This is a genomic window from Arsenophonus nasoniae (genome assembly GCF_004768525.1).
Classification (GTDB): Bacteria; Pseudomonadota; Gammaproteobacteria; order Enterobacterales; family Enterobacteriaceae; genus Arsenophonus; species Arsenophonus nasoniae.
Genome location: NZ_CP038613.1, coordinates 1250605 through 1267750, shown reverse-complemented (window position 1 = coordinate 1267750; position 17146 = coordinate 1250605). Strand labels below are relative to the sequence as shown.

14 protein-coding genes are annotated in these 17146 nt (G+C 40.5%); 4 read left to right on the top strand and 10 right to left on the bottom strand.

From position 1 onward, the window contains the following. Window positions 1-232 precede the first annotated feature (232 nt). The 6 genes from ihfB to ansB form a co-directional block, all read right to left on the bottom strand. Complete coding sequence (ihfB, locus tag ArsFIN_RS06135) at window positions 233-517, bottom strand: integration host factor subunit beta (protein WP_026822377.1); 285 nt, start codon at window positions 515-517, stop codon at window positions 233-235. A 60-nt stretch (window positions 518-577) separates the two neighbouring features. Next, window positions 578-2251 (bottom strand): 30S ribosomal protein S1, encoded by a 1674-nt coding sequence (gene rpsA / locus ArsFIN_RS06130; RefSeq protein ID WP_026822378.1) that lies wholly within the window; start codon window positions 2249-2251, stop codon window positions 578-580. Window positions 2252-2419: 168 nt separating this feature from the next. Continuing rightward, a complete protein-coding gene (gene cmk / locus ArsFIN_RS06125) occupies window positions 2420-3106 on the bottom strand; it encodes a (d)CMP kinase (protein WP_026822379.1) in 687 nt (228 codons plus the stop codon). Window positions 3107-3282: 176 nt separating this feature from the next. Continuing rightward, window positions 3283-4566, bottom strand: coding sequence for a 3-phosphoshikimate 1-carboxyvinyltransferase (aroA, locus tag ArsFIN_RS06120; RefSeq protein WP_026822380.1), 1284 nt, complete (start codon window positions 4564-4566; stop codon window positions 3283-3285). Window positions 4567-4679: 113 nt separating this feature from the next. Continuing rightward, window positions 4680-5768, bottom strand: a complete 1089-nt coding sequence (serC, locus tag ArsFIN_RS06115) for a 3-phosphoserine/phosphohydroxythreonine transaminase (RefSeq protein ID WP_026822381.1) — start codon at window positions 5766-5768, stop codon at window positions 4680-4682. A gap of 147 nt (window positions 5769-5915) precedes the next feature. Then, window positions 5916-6923 carry an L-asparaginase 2 gene (gene ansB / locus ArsFIN_RS06110; protein WP_407062036.1) on the bottom strand — a complete coding sequence of 336 codons (1008 nt, stop codon included), beginning with the start codon at window positions 6921-6923 and terminating at the stop codon, window positions 5916-5918. A gap of 223 nt (window positions 6924-7146) precedes the next feature. On the opposite strand from ansB, the gene ycaO reads away from it, so the two are divergent. The 4 genes from ycaO (at window position 7147) to pflA (ending at window position 13213) form a co-directional block, all read left to right on the top strand. Further along, window positions 7147-8904 carry a 30S ribosomal protein S12 methylthiotransferase accessory factor YcaO gene (gene ycaO, locus ArsFIN_RS06105; protein WP_026822383.1) on the top strand — a complete coding sequence of 586 codons (1758 nt, stop codon included), beginning with the start codon at window positions 7147-7149 and terminating at the stop codon, window positions 8902-8904. 283 nt (window positions 8905-9187) lie between these two features. Then, window positions 9188-10045, top strand: coding sequence for a formate transporter FocA (focA, locus tag ArsFIN_RS06100; RefSeq protein WP_026822384.1), 858 nt, complete (start codon window positions 9188-9190; stop codon window positions 10043-10045). Window positions 10046-10103: 58 nt separating this feature from the next. Further along, window positions 10104-12386: a formate C-acetyltransferase gene (gene pflB / locus ArsFIN_RS06095; protein ID WP_026822385.1), complete on the top strand. Its 2283-nt coding sequence runs from the start codon at window positions 10104-10106 to the stop codon at window positions 12384-12386. Between the two features lie 86 nt (window positions 12387-12472). Continuing rightward, window positions 12473-13213 (top strand): pyruvate formate lyase 1-activating protein, encoded by a 741-nt coding sequence (gene pflA / locus ArsFIN_RS06090; RefSeq protein WP_026822386.1) that lies wholly within the window; start codon window positions 12473-12475, stop codon window positions 13211-13213. Window positions 13214-13308: 95 nt separating this feature from the next. Here pflA and ArsFIN_RS06085 read toward each other — a convergent pair whose 3' ends face one another. From ArsFIN_RS06085 to ArsFIN_RS06070, 4 genes are all read right to left on the bottom strand, one after another. Further along, entirely contained in the window at window positions 13309-13785 is a 477-nt protein-coding gene (locus tag ArsFIN_RS06085; RefSeq protein ID WP_026822387.1) for a hypothetical protein, read from the bottom strand. A 3-nt stretch (window positions 13786-13788) separates the two neighbouring features. After that, on the bottom strand, window positions 13789-14106 hold the full coding sequence (locus ArsFIN_RS06080) for a hypothetical protein (protein ID WP_135677563.1): 318 nt from the start codon (window positions 14104-14106) through the stop codon (window positions 13789-13791). Window positions 14107-14399: 293 nt separating this feature from the next. Then, window positions 14400-15692 carry a serine--tRNA ligase gene (gene serS, locus ArsFIN_RS06075; protein WP_026822389.1) on the bottom strand — a complete coding sequence of 431 codons (1293 nt, stop codon included), beginning with the start codon at window positions 15690-15692 and terminating at the stop codon, window positions 14400-14402. 109 nt (window positions 15693-15801) lie between these two features. Beyond that, window positions 15802-17145, bottom strand: coding sequence for a replication-associated recombination protein A (locus tag ArsFIN_RS06070; RefSeq protein ID WP_026822390.1), 1344 nt, complete (start codon window positions 17143-17145; stop codon window positions 15802-15804). Between the last annotated feature and the right edge of the window lies 1 nt (window position 17146).

The window sequence follows — 17146 nt, the reverse complement described above, 5'->3', positions numbered from 1 at the left end:
TTTTCATATTTTTGCGAGATGATTCCCAACTAGTTTTTGTTAAGAAAATTTATTTTTTGATTATAAAATTTTATTATTTTTTTAATAATTAAAAATTAAGCCTTTTGTAACAATCAAGAGGGACTTTAATAATGCAAAAATTTTGTATTGGAAAAATTGAATATAGCAATAAAAATGGCGTCTTAATTAAGACGCCATTTTAATAGAATAAACAAATTAAATCTGGTAATTTTTATGCATAAATATTAACGCGATCACGTAATTCTTTACCAGGCTTGAAGTGAGGAACATGTTTTCCTTTCAAATCAACTTTGTCACCCGTTTTCGGATTACGACCGATGCGCGGCGCACGGTAATGAAGAGAAAAACTGCCGAATCCGCGGATCTCAATACGCTCTCCCTTAGCAAGTGTTATTGCCATATGATCAAGCATTTCTTTCACAGCTTCTTCAATAAGTTTTGCTGGTATATGAGCTAATTGGTTAATAAGTCTTTCAATTAATTCAGACCTGGTCATAGTACCTCCCCCTAAACTACCGTTACGGGGCAACAAAATGTTGCCCTATGATTAACTTAATTATTCGCCTTTCGCTGCTTTGAACGCTTCAGCCATAGCATTATTTGCAAAATTGCTATCTTCCTGTTTGTTCACAGAAGCAATGGCATCTTTTTCATCTGCTTCATCTTTTGCACGAACAGACAAAGTAATGATACGGTTTTTACGATCAACGCCAGTATATTTGGCTTCAACGGTATCACCAACGTTCAATACTTGAGTCGTATCTTCCACGCGATCACGTGAAGCTTCTGATGCACGTAAGTGACCTTCAACACCCGCAGCCAACTCAATCGTTGCACCTTTTGCATCAACAGCCACTACTTTACCAGTAACGATAACACCTTTCTTATGAGCAGACAGATAGTTATTAAATGGATCTTCCGCTAACTGTTTAACACCCAAAGAAATACGTTCGCGTTCAGCGTCAACTTGTAATACAACAGCAGCAATTTCATCGCCTTTTTTGTATTCACGAACCGCTTCTTCACCTGCAACATTCCAAGAAATATCAGATAGATGAACTAAGCCATCAATACCACCTTCTAAACCGATGAAGATACCAAAATCAGTAATCGATTTTATTTTACCTTCTACACGATCATTCTTATTGTGCGTTTCTGCAAATTGCTGCCATGGATTTGGTTTACACTGTTTCAAACCTAAGGAGATACGACGACGCTCTTCGTCAATATCCAGCACCATAACTTCAACAACATCACCCACATTAACAACTTTAGAGGGATGGATATTTTTATTAGTCCAATCCATTTCGGAAACGTGTACTAAACCTTCAACACCTTCCTCAATTTCAACAAAGCAACCATAATCAGTAAGATTAGTGACTTTTCCTGTCAGTTTAGTACCTTCTGGATAACGCTTAGCAATAGCTACCCATGGATCTTCGCCAAGCTGTTTCAGGCCTAAAGAGACACGTGTACGATCACGATCAAACTTCAATACTTTAACATTGATTTCATCACCAACATTAACAATTTCACTTGGGTGTTTAACACGTTTCCAAGCCATGTCAGTAATGTGTAGTAAGCCATCAACACCACCCAGATCAACGAATGCACCATAGTCAGTTAAGTTCTTAACAATACCCTTAACTTCCATGCCTTCCTGCAAGTTTTCCAGTAAGTGATCACGTTCTGCACTGCTTTCAGACTCAATAACAGCACGACGGGAAACAACAACGTTATTGCGTTTCTGATCCAGTTTGATAACTTTGAACTCAAGCTCTTTACCTTCCAGGTGAGTTGTGTCACGAACTGGGCGAACATCAACCAGAGAACCGGGTAAAAATGCACGAATACCTTTTAATTCTACTGTAAAACCACCTTTTACTTTGCCATTGATAATACCCATAACTGTTTCGGCATCTTCATAGGCTTTTTCTAGCATTAACCAAGCTTCATGGCGTTTCGCTTTTTCACGAGACAGAATAGTTTCACCGAAACCATCTTCTACTGCGTCTAAAGCAACATCAATTTCGTCACCAACCTGAATTTCTAGCTCACCTTGCACATTTTTAAATTGTTCTACTGGGATCGCTGATTCTGATTTCAGACCGGCATCAACTAACACGACATCTTTGTCGATAGCAACAACAACACCACGAACAATAGCCCCTGGACGGGTTTCGATACTCTGTAAAGATTCTTCAAAGAGTTGAGCAAAAGATTCTGTCATAGTAAGATCTTCAAAAATTTTAATTTTAACTTCCATTCAACATCCTGCCAAATGGGGTTATTTTACATACCTCGCAACACTCCTTGTTACAAAGCTTTACTTAACTGAACAAAAATTCAGCTACACCAAAAAGGTGTATTCACTTATTATATGTCAATATTGAGCATATTATATAGATAATATTTGCTTTTTTTTCACATAAGCAAGTGCCTGCTTGATAACTTCTTCAATAGATAACTTTGTTGAATCCAGAATCAACGCATCTTTTGCAGGCACCAAAGGCGCAATCAGCCTATTACGATCACGATAATCACGCTCTTTAATATCAACTAAAAGATCGCTTAATTTAACATCAAAGCCCTTTTCCTGCAACTGTTGTAGCCGCCTATGAGCGCGCTCTTCCGGTGTGGCATCAAGAAAAATCTTTACCGGTGCGTCTTGAAAAACCACCGTACCCATGTCACGACCATCAGCAATCAGACCCGGTTTAGTGCGGAATGCCCTTTGCCGACGTAATAACGCTTCTCTCACTCGAGGAAAAGTTGCAGTAAGAGATGCTGTATTACCAACAATTTCACTACGAATTTCATTACTAACATCCTCCCCCTCAAGCATAACTGCTAATTCTTTTTCGCTTGGTTCAAAACGGACATCAAGATTCGCAGCTAATGGAACTAATGCTTCTTCAGACTGAATATCAACATGATGATGTAATGCTGCTAAAGCCAGAACACGGTAAATAGCGCCAGAATCAAGTAACTGCCAACCCAGTTTATTTGCCAATGCCTGACATAATGTACCTTTACCTGCGCCACTTGGACCATCAACTGTGATAACGGGAGGTAAAACCGCCATTATATTCCTCCTTTTTGATAGAATTGCATTTTCAGCAAATACGCTCTATCAGGCTAATAAGTCCCCTATTATACTCAATTCATTCTATTAAGGAAAACAAAGCGATGCTTACATCAGATTTAGCCTAATAAGCATAATTCTCGTCGTTCAGTATTATGCTATGTTGCTGATACATGCTAGTCGCGATAACTTAATTTTTCTAGCTGATTAAAATAGTCTGGAAAAGTCTTAGCGGTACAATTGGGATCCAAAATGGTAACCGGGGTATCTGACAGAGCGACCAGTGAAAAACACATCGCCATACGATGATCATTGTAAGTTTCTATTTCAGCATGCTGCAATAATTGAGGCGGTAAAATACGTATATAGTCACGCCCTTCTTCTACTTTAGCACCAACTTTTGTTAATTCGGTTGCCATCGCTGTTAATCTGTCAGTTTCTTTCACCCGCCAGTTATAAATATTGCGAATAATCGTTTCACCTTGCGCAAACAGTGCCAAAGTAGCAACCGTCATCGCCGCATCTGGGATCGCATTCATATCCATATCAATACCAACTAGCTTACCCCGCTGACATTCGATAAAATCTTTTCCCCAACGTATTTTGGCGCCCATTTTTTCAAGTACCGCAGCAAATTGGGTATCGCCTTGCAAGCTATCTTTGCCGATACCCGTTACCCTGACGGTACCGCCTTTGATGGCCGCCGCAGCTAAAAAATAGGAGGCCGAGGAGGCATCACCTTCAACAAGATAATTGCCGGGTGAAATATATTGCTGTCCAGCTTTAATATGAAATTGACAATAGTGCTGATTGTCCACCTCAACGCCAAAACTACGCATCAGTGCTAGAGTAATGTCAATATAAGGTTTCGAAACCAGCTCGCCTTTGATCTGAATCGTCGTATCATTAGGCGCCAACGGTGCGGCCATTAAAAGTGCGGTTAAAAATTGGCTAGAAATTGCTCCATCTACTGCGATATTCCCACCTTGAAAACCACCTTTTATGCTTATTGGCGGATAACCAGGTTGTTCAAGATAGTCAATAGTTGCCCCGCCTTGTTGTAGTGCATCAATGAGATGAGCAATAGGCCGCTCTTTCATTCTAGGCTCGCCGGTTAAGACAATATCATTGTCCGCCAACGCTAAAACCGCACTGAGGGGGCGCATAGCGGTACCTGCATTACCGAGAAAAATTTCTAAACCTTGTTGATGGCTAAAAAAATGTCTGCCGCCTTTTACAATACAGGTGGTATTATCTTGAGATAATTGATATTCAATCCCCAATGCTGTCAGGGCATTAAGCATATGACGAATATCATCACTAGCAAGAAGATTAGTTATTACGGTTTGGCCTTGCGCTAATGCAGCTAACAATAGTACCCGGTTAGAAATACTTTTCGAGCCAGGAAGATTGATAGTACCTTCAATGTAAGAAATGGGTGGTATGGTTAGGGCTTGCATTAACAGTAGACTCTCCAATAACAAAGTTGGATATATTATTTACATCACATTTATATTCATTTGATACGGTTAGACGGTATCGTTACCAATCTAACCATAAAGGATTATTTAATTTATTTATTCCGCTGTTCAAAATCAATCATAAAATTAACTAGCTTCTGCACCCCAGCCAAGGGCATCGCATTATAAATTGAAGCACGCATTCCGCCCGCTGCTTTATGCCCTTTCAGAAAAAGCAGTCCTTGCTGCTCTGCCGCTTGGATAAATTGACTATCTAAGTTAGGTTTTGCCATTTGGAATGGAACATTCATTAGCGAACGATTAATTGGGTCAACTCGATTAATATAAAACTGGCTATTATCTATCACATCATACAATAAGCGGGCCTTTTCTTGATTGCGTCTTGCTATTTCTTGTAACCCACCCTGCTGTTTTAACCATTTAAACACCATACCCGATAGATACCAGGCAAAAGTCGGTGGTGTATTGTACATCGAGTCATTTTTGGCCAGTATAGTGTAATCAAGGATCGAAGGCGTTGTTTTTCTCGCTCGGCCTAATAAATCTTGCCGAATAATAACCAATGTGATACCGGCTGGACCAATATTTTTTTGCGCCCCAGCATAAATAACCCCAAATCGGCTAACATCGAGTGGTTGCGATAAGATCGCTGAGGAGTAATCAGCAATCACGATTTTATCGGCAGCAAAGTCAGGTAGTGTGTGGATAGCAATACCGTCAATTGTCTCATTGGGGCAATAATGCAGATATTTGGCCTTGGTCGTTAATGACCACTCTTCCATTGGTTGCATGCTCAGATAAGCTGATTTTTCAAGCCGAATATCAATCTCATTAACCATACAATATTTTGCTGCCTCTTGCGCAGCAGATTTTGCCCAATAGCCACCAACAATATAGTCAACAGTTTCGTCAGCCTGAAATAAATTTAATGGCAAGGCAGAAAATTGACCTCTGGCACCACCATGACAAAAAAGGATTTTATAATTATCAGGTATTTTGAGCAGTTCACGTAAATTTTGCTCAGCTTGTTTAACGATCTCCATAAATGCTTCACTGCGATGGCTTATTTCCATCACCGAAACACCCATACTGTTCCAATTACAAAGATCTTGCTGTGCACGGTGCAAAACGTCTACCGGTAACATGGCTGGACCCGCGCTAAAATTGTATATCTGACTCATCACCCACCCTTATTGACCTAATTAAACTTTTACTATTATTTAATCTCTGGTTCGGTTTTAACATTACCGTAAAACAGCTGCAATCATTTAATTTTTAATTGCATAAATAAAATATCTGGCCGGCAAGCAACATATTTAGATAACGAATTAATACTTATCAAACATCGCTTGAATTTTTATTGGATCATGGGTTTGGGTCAAGGCTAATTGAAGTAAAACTCGAGCCTTCTGTGGATTCAAACGTTCAGCAGCGACAAATCCATATTTGCTATCATCAACTTCTGCATCTCGCGTTATAAAACCAGTCGGTACCCGACTAGCGCGAACCACCCCTATTCCCTGTTTTACCGCATCAGCCAGTACAGTAAAAATCTTATTATACATGTTACCGTTCCCCACTCCAGCACTCACAATGCCTTGATAGCCATGATAGATAAATGACTTAGCCGGCAGCGCCGATGCATTTGAATAATTATAAACAATACCAACTTTAGGTAATTGATCTAACTGACTAATATCAAAAATAGCCTTATCTGCTCTGGGTTTGGCCGCGCTTAAATAATGCACCTTGCCATTGTAGATAAAACCTTCTGGACCCGCATTAACCGCTTCAAATGCTTCAACAAAATTGGTATTCATTTTAACCACATTACGAGCGCTAATGACTTTGTCGTCCATGGCTAATAAGACTCCCCGGTTGCCCGCCTCTTTATCAGTGGCAACAATAACCGCGTTATAGAGATTTAATGGCCCATCAGCCCCTAATGCCGTAGCCGGTTTCATCGCACCAACCATTACAATAGGTTTATGACAATAAGTCGTTAAATCTAAAAAATAAGCAGTCTCCTCAAGCGTGTCAGTACCATGAGTAATAATAAAACCTGCTGTTTTATCACAATCAGCATTAATTTTCCTTGCTAGCGTTAGCCATACCTGATCATTCATATCTTGGGAACCAATATTAACAATTTGTTCGCCATTAAGATGGGCAATTTTCTTTATTTCAGGTACCGCATTAATTAATGCATCGATACTGACTTTACCGGCTGTATATTGGGATTGTGTCGCTGAATCACCGCCACCAGCAATCGTACCTCCAGTCGCTAGTACCGTAATGGTTGGTAAGGCAGAAACAGCACTGTTAGTTAACAACATAGCGCCAAATAATAAAGAAATATTTAACTTCCTCATAATAAAATCCCGCTGTAAAATTTTGTAAAATTATATAAATTACAAAATATATTTCTGTAACTACCAACAAAAACAGCGATTAATTTCAATAATGTGTTTTACTCCTATGAACTCGTGAATAGAGAAGCCAGCAAAAATGCCGTATTATCACCTTTTAGTAATCAAACACGGATAAGTAACCTAATTTATGAGCCAAACTTTTATTCCTGGCAAAGATGCCGCCTTAGAAGATTCTATTACCACTTTTCAACAGCAACTTAAGAAACTCGGTTTTGATATTGAAGAAGCTTCTTGGTTAAACCCGGTGCCGAATGTCTGGTCAGTCCATATCCGTGATCGAGACTGCCCTTTATGTTTTACTAACGGTAAAGGTGCTAGTAAAAAAGCTGCTCTAGCCTCTGCATTGGGCGAATATTTTGAACGTTTAGCTACCAATTACTTTTTCGCTGATTTTTATCTGGGTGCTAAAGTTGCTAATGGTGATTTTGTCCACTATCCGAATGAAAAGTGGTTTGCTCTACCATCGGACGATCATTTACCTGATGGGATTTTGGACGCAAAATTACGGGCTTTTTACGATCCTGATAATAATCTGTCTGCTAGCATGCTAATTGATTTACAATCAAGTAATAAACAACGCGGGATTTGTGCATTACCTTTTATACGCCAATCCGATCAACAAACTATTTATATTCCAATGAATATTATTGGTAATTTGTATGTATCGAATGGCATGTCAGCCGGTAATACGCAACATGAAGCACGCGTTCAGGCATTGTCAGAGATCTTTGAGCGTCATATCAAAAATCGTATTATTGCCGAGCGAATCAGTTTGCCTGTTATTCCTGAGCCTGTTATGCAACGCTATCCTGGCGTTGTTGAGGCAGTTGCTAAATTAGCAGAAGAAGGTTTTCCAATTTTCTGTTTTGATGCTTCTCTCGGTGGCAAATACCCGGTTATCTGTGTGGTACTCTTCAATCCCAATAATGGCACTTGTTTTGCTTCTTTTGGTGCTCATCCTGATTTTGGTATTGCCCTCGAACGAACAGTTACCGAATTACTGCAAGGCCGCAGTTTAAAAGATTTAGATGTGTTTAATATGCCAACATTTGATGATGATGAAGTGGCAGAGCATACCAATCTGGAGACCCATTTTATTGATTCAAGCGGTTTAATTAGCTGGGATCTCTTTAAACAAGATGCCGATTATCCTTTTGTCGATTGGAACTTCAAAGGCACGACCAGCGCAGAATTTGCTACGTTGATGGCGATTTTCAATCAGATGAATGCGGAAGTTTATATTGCCGATTATCAACATTTAGGCGTCTATGTCTGCCGTATTATTGTGCCGGAGATCTCGGATATTTATCCCGTTGACGATCTGCATATTGCTAATAATGCCATGGCAATAGATTTGCGCGATACCATTATGTCGCTAGCCGATAGTCAATGGCCAAAAGAGGACTATTTGCGGTTGTTAGCGCAGCTCGATGAAGAAGGTTTTGATGATTTTACTCGAGTCCGTGAATTATTAGGCATTGCGGTGGGCGTTGGCAATGGTTGGAGTCACCTGCGGATCGGTGAATTAAAATCGATGCTAGCACTGGCCGGTGGTGATTTTGCCCAAGCACTGCTGTGGGTTGAATGGACGCTAGAGTTTAATTCTTCGCTATTTACTGCTGAGCGAGCCAATTATTATCGCTGTCTACAAACCTTACTGCAACTAACGCAACAAGCTGATCGTCAACCTGATCAATACTATGAGGCTTTCACTAAAATGTATGGCCAACAAGCGGTTACTGCCGCGTCGAGAGCCATTGCTGGTGAAAATTGTTTTTATGGCTTATGGTCAATTGATCCTGAGTTACAAACGCTACCGACTCATCAAGCATTACTCAACGTTTATCATAAACTGCAAACCGCTAAACAGGCTCACTTAAGCTAATGAGTCAACACTAAAAAATAAATATCAGGTTAAAATTTATTAGACAAAAACCCTATTTCAACGATAATTTAACCTGATTATTTATTTCCTCATTGTGTTTATAAAATTTTTTTATAAAAATTAAAAATTTTTTTTCAATATAAATCAAATAATTATCATAATTTGTTAGTTTTATAGCTATTTGTTAACCAAATAATAATGATCTATATCAAATTTATTTGATGTCCCCTTTGTTAATATTGTTGGCGTTATAATTCCTTAACTTCATAAGAGCATGTTGGTTATGAAAGCTAACAACTTGTCTAATTTATTATCACCGGCTGCAATGGCGCAACTTGCAGATAATACTGGGGCATATAAAGTTAACAAGCATCCTCGAATTACTTATTTATCTGCTATTACGGCGGGTATATTTATTTCCATTGCTTTTGTTTTTTATATTACTGTCACCACGGGCATTGCTAGTGTTCCTTTCGGACTGGCTAAACTTGCTGGCGGTCTCTGTTTTTCATTAGGACTTATGCTGGTGATTGTCTGTGGCGCTGATCTTTTCACTTCTTCCGTGTTAACCATTGTGGCAAAAGCAACCGGCAAAGTCTCCTGGAAACAGATGTTTGTTAATTGGTTTAATGTTTATATTGGCAACCTTATTGGTGCCCTGTTTTTCGTTGCATTAATCTGGTTTGCCGGACAATACATGGTGGCTAATGGCCAATGGGGGCTTAATGTTTTACAAACAGCAAATCATAAACTTGATCACACTTTTCTCGAAGCCATTTGCTTAGGTATTTTAGCCAATTTAATGGTTTGCTTGGGTGTTTGGATGAGTTATTCAGGCCGTAGCTTGCTAGATAAAATTTTTGTATTAATTTTACCAATAGGCATGTTTGTTGCCAGTGGTTTTGAACATAGCATTGCCAACATGTTTATGATCCCATTAGGCATCGTGATCAAAAATTTTGCCTCACCGGATTTCTGGCTGATGACCGGAGTAAATGAAAACCAGTTTTCTCATTTAACTGTGGCCAATTTTATTACAGATAATCTTATCCCTGTCACTATTGGTAATATCATCGGCGGTGCTTTGTTAGTCGGTATGACATATTGGTTAATATATTTACGCGATGGCTGTCAACATTGATCCATCGCGTACAGATTGTCAGCATTTTATTATTTAAAAAATAAAGGTAAAAAATATGATGTCCAAGTTAAATGAAAAATTCTCTGCTGCATGGCAAGGATTTACTCAGGGGAACTGGCAAAAAGACGTTGATGTACGTGATTTCATCCAAACCAACTATACACCTTATGAAGGTGACGAATCATTTTTAGCCGGCGCAACCAAAGCGACTGATAGCTTATGGGAAAAAGTGATGCAAGGGATTAAGATCGAAAATCGTACCCATGCGCCTGTCGATTTTGATACTGATGTTGCCGCTACCATTACTTCCCATGATGCCGGTTATATTGAAAAAGGGTTAGAGCAGATTGTCGGTTTACAAACTGATGCCCCCCTTAAGCGCGCATTGATCCCTTTTGGTGGCATTAAAATGGTCGAAGGCTCATGTAAAGCCTACAATCGTGAATTGGATCCGGCACTGAAAAAAATCTTTACCGAATACCGTAAGACCCATAATCAAGGGGTATTTGATGTTTATACCCCAGACATTATGAAATGCCGCAAATCAGGTATTTTGACCGGATTGCCAGATGCCTACGGCCGTGGCCGGATAATTGGTGATTATCGTCGCGTAGCGCTTTACGGTATTGATTTCTTACGTGATGACAAGCTGGCTCAATTTAATTCTCTACAAAGTAAACTAGAGCAAGGCGAAGAGCTGGAAATGACCATTCAATTACGCGAAGAGATTGCTGAGCAACACCGCGCGTTAGGTCAAATGAAAGAGATGGCAGCAAAATATGGCTATGATATTTCAGGCCCGGCAACCAATGCGAAAGAAGCGGTTCAATGGACCTATTTTGCCTATTTAGCCGCGGTTAAATCACAAAACGGCGCCGCTATGTCTTTTGGCCGTGTTTCTACTTTCCTTGATATTTATATTGAACGCGATCTAAAAGCCGGTCACTTAACTGAGCAACAAGCACAAGAACTGATCGACCATTTAGTCATGAAATTGCGGATGGTGCGTTTCCTACGTACTCCTGAATATGATGAGTTATTCTCAGGTGATCCCATTTGGGCAACTGAGTCACTGGCCGGTATGGGCGTCGATGGGCGTACCCTCGTGACGAAAAATACCTATCGTTTCCTCAATACGCTCTATACCATGGGCCCTTCGCCTGAGCCCAATATGACCATTCTTTGGTCAGAAAAGCTACCACTCAATTTCAAAAAATTCGCCGCCAAAGTTTCTATTGATACTTCTTCGATTCAGTATGAAAACGACGATTTGATGCGGCCTGATTTTGATAATGATGACTATGCTATTGCCTGCTGTGTTAGCCCGATGATCGTCGGTAAGCAGATGCAATTTTTTGGCGCGCGGGCAAACTTAGCCAAAACCTTGCTGTATACCATCAACGGCGGTATCGATGAAAAATCTAAACTGCAAGTTGGCCCTAAAATGCCAGCGATTAACGATGATGTGCTCAATTTTGATGTCGTGATGGACAGAATGGATCACTTCATGGATTGGTTGGCTACCCAATATGTTACGGCTTTGAATATCATTCACTATATGCATGATAAATATAGCTATGAAGCGGCCTTAATGGCGCTGCATGATCGTGATGTTTATCGTACCATGGCGTGTGGTATTGCGGGGCTTTCCGTTGCCGCTGATTCACTATCGGCGATCAAATATGCCAAAGTTTCGCCGGTTCGTGATGAAGATGGTATTGCCATTGATTTCAACATTGAAGGTGAATATCCACAATTTGGTAATAATGATAACCGCGTCGACGATATTGCTTGCGATTTAGTTGAGCGCTTCATGAAGAAGATCCAACAATTGCGCACTTACCGCAATGCGGTGCCAACTCAATCAATTCTGACCATTACCTCCAATGTGGTCTACGGCAAGAAAACCGGTAATACTCCTGATGGTCGCCGTGCCGGTGCTCCTTTTGGCCCAGGCGCTAATCCAATGCATGGCCGTGATCAGAAAGGTGCCGTAGCCTCGCTGACTTCGGTAGCCAAATTGCCGTTCGCTTACGCCAAAGACGGTATCTCTTATACTTTCTCGATTGTACCTAATGCATTGGGTAAAGATGATGAGGTACGTAAAACCAATCTGGCAGGACTGATGGATGGTTACTTTCACCATGAAGCCAATATTGAAGGTGGTCAACATCTAAACGTTAACGTTATGAATCGTGAAATGCTATTAGATGCAATGGAAAATCCGGAAAAATATCCTCAGCTAACCATTCGTGTGTCCGGTTATGCGGTGCGTTTTAATTCTTTGACCAAAGAACAGCAGCAAGATGTTATTACCCGTACATTTACGGCAACTATGTAACAATTTGTTGTTGAACTAAAATAGCAGTAGATAAAAGCCCCGCTTAAAATGGGGCTTTTTAACTACCATTAATTTTTGGAGCTGTTATGTCGCTAGTTGGGCGAATTCACTCTTTTGAATCTTGTGGTACAGTAGATGGCCCGGGTATTCGCTTTATCGTTTTTTTTCAGGGATGCCTGATGCGTTGTCTGTATTGCCACAACCGAGACACCTGGGATACCCATGGTGGTAAGGAAATTACCGTCGAAGAATTGATGAAAGAGGTGGTCAGTTATCGCCATTTTATGAACGCTTCCGGTGGCGGCGTGACGGCCTCAGGCGGTGAAGCCATTTTGCAGGCTGAATTTGTGCGTGACTGGTTTCGTGCCTGTCAGCAACAAGGTATTCATACATGCCTCGATACTAATGGTTTTGTCCGCCGTTATGATAAGGTGATAGATGAATTATTGGATGTTACCGATTTAGTGATGCTAGATTTAAAACAACTGGACGACAATATTCATAAAAATCTGGTTGGAGTTTCTAATCACCGAACCCTTGAATTTGCCCGTTATCTGGCTAAACGTGGGCAAAAAACCTGGATCCGGTATGTGGTGGTGCCCAGTTGGTCAGATGATGACCAATCTGCCCATCTATTAGGCCAATTTACCCGTGATATGCATAATATCGAAAAGATCGAGTTGCTACCCTACCATGAGTTGGGCAAACATAAATGGCTAGCGATGGGGGAAGAGTACCAGCTAGCCGATATCAAACCACCAACGACCGAAACCATGGAGCGGGTAAAACATATTCTGCAAGGTTATGGCCATAAAGTGGTTTATTAACTTATTCATTAAATTATAGATATTTTATGATTTATTCATTTTTATCAAGCGGGCTTTTTTCGCTTTATAGCTTCGTGAAAAAAGCCCTTATAATATTAAAGATATTGTTTATATTGCTCCATAAACGCAGCTCGATTGATAACAAAGCGGTTAAATTGTTCTAGTCGTTTCGGTTGCTTCGATGCTGAATAGGCTAAAAGCGTAGTGGCTAGAGCAAATGAGTCGGCATTATTGTAGGCTAAGTCTTGAAAAGTACTCGCATCCCCGGTATTTCCACCTCGGCGTTCATAATTTAAAAGTTGATATTTCTTTGATACATTACCAACAGGTAAACCATATAGTGGCAACGGATTGATTTCATTAGTATTATTGGCTGCATAAACATAATCCGCGGTATAAAGTGCGGCATGGGAAAATTCGTGAATCAAAAGCAAAGCCATATAATCATCACCGACTTTTTTTTGTAGCTTATAACATTGTTGAACATTAGATTCCAAATATGGCGTTTCCTTTTCATCCTTATAGAAAACCTCTTTTTCAGCCAGTAACCTTTTGACTTGTTTCTTATCCAAAAACTAGGCATCGCGCTGAACTTTTTTTATCGCCCCCCAATATCGCCAATATGACTGACGCTTCAAACGATCTACTGAAGCTATCGGCGCCTCTTCTCCATCAGGCAAGATAATAAAATTTTTATCTATATTAAATGCTTTCATAAACTCCTGCATTTCTGCTAAATCTTCACTCCATTTCTTTTTAAATTCACTTGAAGCATTACCAAAGAAGGTGGTCATCACCTGATCAACGGCTTCTTGATTCTGTTGTAAGATTTTTTGTGCTTTATCAATCGTCTTGATGGCATTACTGACACTTTTAGCCACATCTTTTTTCAAAGACGGCGCCATCCTTGTTCATCCACTAAAGCGTCGGGTTACCGGTTAACAGATAAGGGCTTAGAGATACCTTCATGTCGTTATCTCTATAATTAATACAATTAAGGGAAGTGCTAAGTATTATTTAGCATGCAACCTTAAACAGCTTTAAACAATTATTATTCGCCTTGAACGGATTATCTATTACCTAATTTAATCCATTTGCTCCAGCCATCAATATAGCTATCGTTTTAGGGCACTGTTGTAACAGTGCCTCATTGTCGGTGCTATTGCAAAAATATCTTACTATTGCATTAACCAATATAGGTTAAGCCCTTCATATAGGGCCGCAAAACTTCAGGCACTTCGATTCGTCCATCAGCTTGCTGATAATTTTCCATAACGGCGACCAAGGTACGTCCAACCGCTAAACCTGAGCCATTTAAGGTATGCAGCAACTGCGGTTTTTTATCCTCTTTATGACGGAAACGTGCTTGCATGCGACGCGCCTGGAAATCCCAGGTATTTGAGCAAGAAGAGATCTCGCGATAAGTATTTTGTGCTGGCAGCCATACTTCCAGATCGTAGGTTTTACATGCAGCAAATCCCATATCACCAGTACACAAAACAATTTTACGATATGGTAATTTTAGTAGTTGCAATACTTTTTCTGCATGGCCGGTTAACTCTTCCAGCGCAGCCATCGATTTGTCTGGCTCTACTATCTGTACCAACTCAACTTTATCAAATTGGTGCATTCGGATTAAACCACGGGTATCGCGGCCATAAGAGCCCGCTTCAGAACGAAAACAGGGAGTATGCGCCGTCAAGCGGATTGGCAACCTCTCCGCCGCTATAATCTCATCGCGGACTAAATTAGTTACTGGGACTTCAGCGGTTGGGATCAACGCATATTGCTGATTTGATACCTGCTCTGCCAGCGGTTTAGTATGAAAAAGATCTTCGCTAAATTTAGGTAATTGGCCTGTACCATAAAGGGTGGCATGATTAACTAAATAGGGAACATAAGTTTCTGTATAACCATGTTGTTCGGTATGTAAATCCAACATGAATTGTGCCAATGCCCGATGTAAACGCGCTATTTGACCTTTCATAACCACAAAGCGTGAACCGGTAATTTTTACTGCGGCGGGAAAATCCAGTCCATCCGTTAATTCACCTAATGCTACATGATCTTTGATGGCAAAATCATACTGGCGCGGTTCACCCCAACGGCTTATTTCGACATTATCGGTTTCATCTTTACCGTCTGGTACACTTTCATCAGGTAAATTGGGTAACGTTAAGGCAATATTGCGGATCTCATCTTGGATTTGCGTAAGCTTATTTTTAGTGTTATCCAGCTCTTCAGCCAACTGGTTAACTTCCTTACGTAAAGCGTCAACATCTTCACCACGTGCTTTTGCTGCACCGATAGTTTTCGAGCGGGAGTTTCGTTCTGCCTGCAAAGTTTCCGTTTTAATTTGTAAATCTTTGCGTTCTTGCTCTAGTTTACGCAACTTATCTACATCAAGAATAAATTCCCTACGAGCCAGTTTTTCAGCCACTACGTCTAGCTCATTACGCAGTAAATTTGGATCGAGCATGCTTAACCTGTAAAATGATTATTGTTTAAAAATAAAAACAACCTGTCAGTATTTTCTGATGGTTAATAGTTTCTTAGTCTGATTTGGCTACCTTACCCCATTGAGATTTTTAACGATAGCGTTTTATTGAGCTATTTTGATCCAATTCTGCCAGCCAGGATAATTTTTCGCCAATTTTGCCTTCTAATCCACGATTTGATGGAGAATAATAACGTGTTCCTTGCATCTCTGCTGGAAAGTAATTTTCACCAGCCGCATAAGCATTAGGTTCATCGTGAGCATAGCGATATTCTTGCCCTAAGCCCATTTCTTTCATTAATTTAGTCGGTGCATTGCGTAAATGGCTGGGGACATCATAATCTGGCTTCTGTTGTGCATCAGTTATGGCGGCCTGAAAAGCATTATAAACCGCATTACTTTTAGCGGCACAAGCTAAATAGACAATCGCTTGGGCAATGGCACGCTCGCCTTCTGCTGGGCCAACACGCGTAAAACAATCCCACGCTGCTATCGCAACTTGCATCGCTCTTGGGTCGGCATTACCGATATCTTCAGAGGCGATGGCCAACAGGCGACGAGCAACATATAGCGGATCGCCACCCGCAGTGATAATGCGAGCATACCAATAAAGCGCCGCATCCGGAGCTGAGCCACGGATCGATTTATGTAGAGCTGAAATTAGATCATAATAACGATCACCTTTGTTATCAAAACGCGCACTTCTTTCACCACTTACATCTTTTAGTAAGTTTACGGCTAATATTCGCTGATCTTTATCATCGATTTCAGCCATATCGACCATCATTTCCAGTAAATTTAGTGCTCGTCTGGCATCACCATTGACTAACTGAGCGATCATGTCACGGGTATCATCGGGTAAAATAATTTTCTGCCCACCATAACCACGTTGACTATCCGCCATGGCCTGCTGTAAAACCATAGCAATTTCTTCATTAGCCAATGATTTCAGTAGATAAACACGCGCACGTGAAAGTAAGGCTGAGTTGAGTTCAAAAGAAGGGTTTTCTGTCGTGGCACCAATAAAAGTTACCGTACCATCTTCTATATGAGGTAAAAAAGCATCTTGTTGACTTTTATTGAAACGATGAACTTCATCAACAAATAAAATCGTTCTGCGCCCTAATTGCCGATTTTGGCGAGCAATTTCAATCGACTCACGGATCTCTTTGATACCTGATGTTACTGCGGAGATCTTTTCAATCGCTGCATCCGCATAGTGACCAATAATTTCCGCCAGGGTCGTTTTTCCTGTACCGGCTGGCCCCCACAAAATCATGGAATGCAGTTGACCTGCACGAATAGCACGCGCGAGTGGCTTGTTGTTAGCTAATAAATGTTGCTGACCAATATATTGCTCTAAGTTGATTGGCCGCATCTTTGCGGCCAAGGGTTGAAATTCATTAGATGAAAAATCAAGTGGCAAATTACTCACC

Coding starts and splice junctions, on each gene's coding strand:
- ycaO (WP_026822383.1), top strand. CDS start 7,147: ATGAGCCAAACTTTTATTCCTGGCAAAGATGCCGCCTTAGAAGATTCT.
- ihfB (WP_026822377.1), bottom strand. CDS start 517: ATGACCAGGTCTGAATTAATTGAAAGACTTATTAACCAATTAGCTCAT.
- rpsA (WP_026822378.1), bottom strand. CDS start 2,251: ATGACAGAATCTTTTGCTCAACTCTTTGAAGAATCTTTACAGAGTATC.
- serS (WP_026822389.1), bottom strand. CDS start 15,692: ATGCTCGATCCAAATTTACTGCGTAATGAGCTAGACGTAGTGGCTGAA.
- pflA (WP_026822386.1), top strand. CDS start 12,473: ATGTCGCTAGTTGGGCGAATTCACTCTTTTGAATCTTGTGGTACAGTA.
- pflB (WP_026822385.1), top strand. CDS start 10,104: ATGTCCAAGTTAAATGAAAAATTCTCTGCTGCATGGCAAGGATTTACT.
- cmk (WP_026822379.1), bottom strand. CDS start 3,106: ATGGCGGTTTTACCTCCCGTTATCACAGTTGATGGTCCAAGTGGCGCA.
- aroA (WP_026822380.1), bottom strand. CDS start 4,566: ATGCAAGCCCTAACCATACCACCCATTTCTTACATTGAAGGTACTATC.
- ansB (WP_407062036.1), bottom strand. CDS start 6,923: ATGTTGTTAACTAACAGTGCTGTTTCTGCCTTACCAACCATTACGGTA.
- focA (WP_026822384.1), top strand. CDS start 9,188: ATGAAAGCTAACAACTTGTCTAATTTATTATCACCGGCTGCAATGGCG.
- serC (WP_026822381.1), bottom strand. CDS start 5,768: ATGAGTCAGATATACAATTTTAGCGCGGGTCCAGCCATGTTACCGGTA.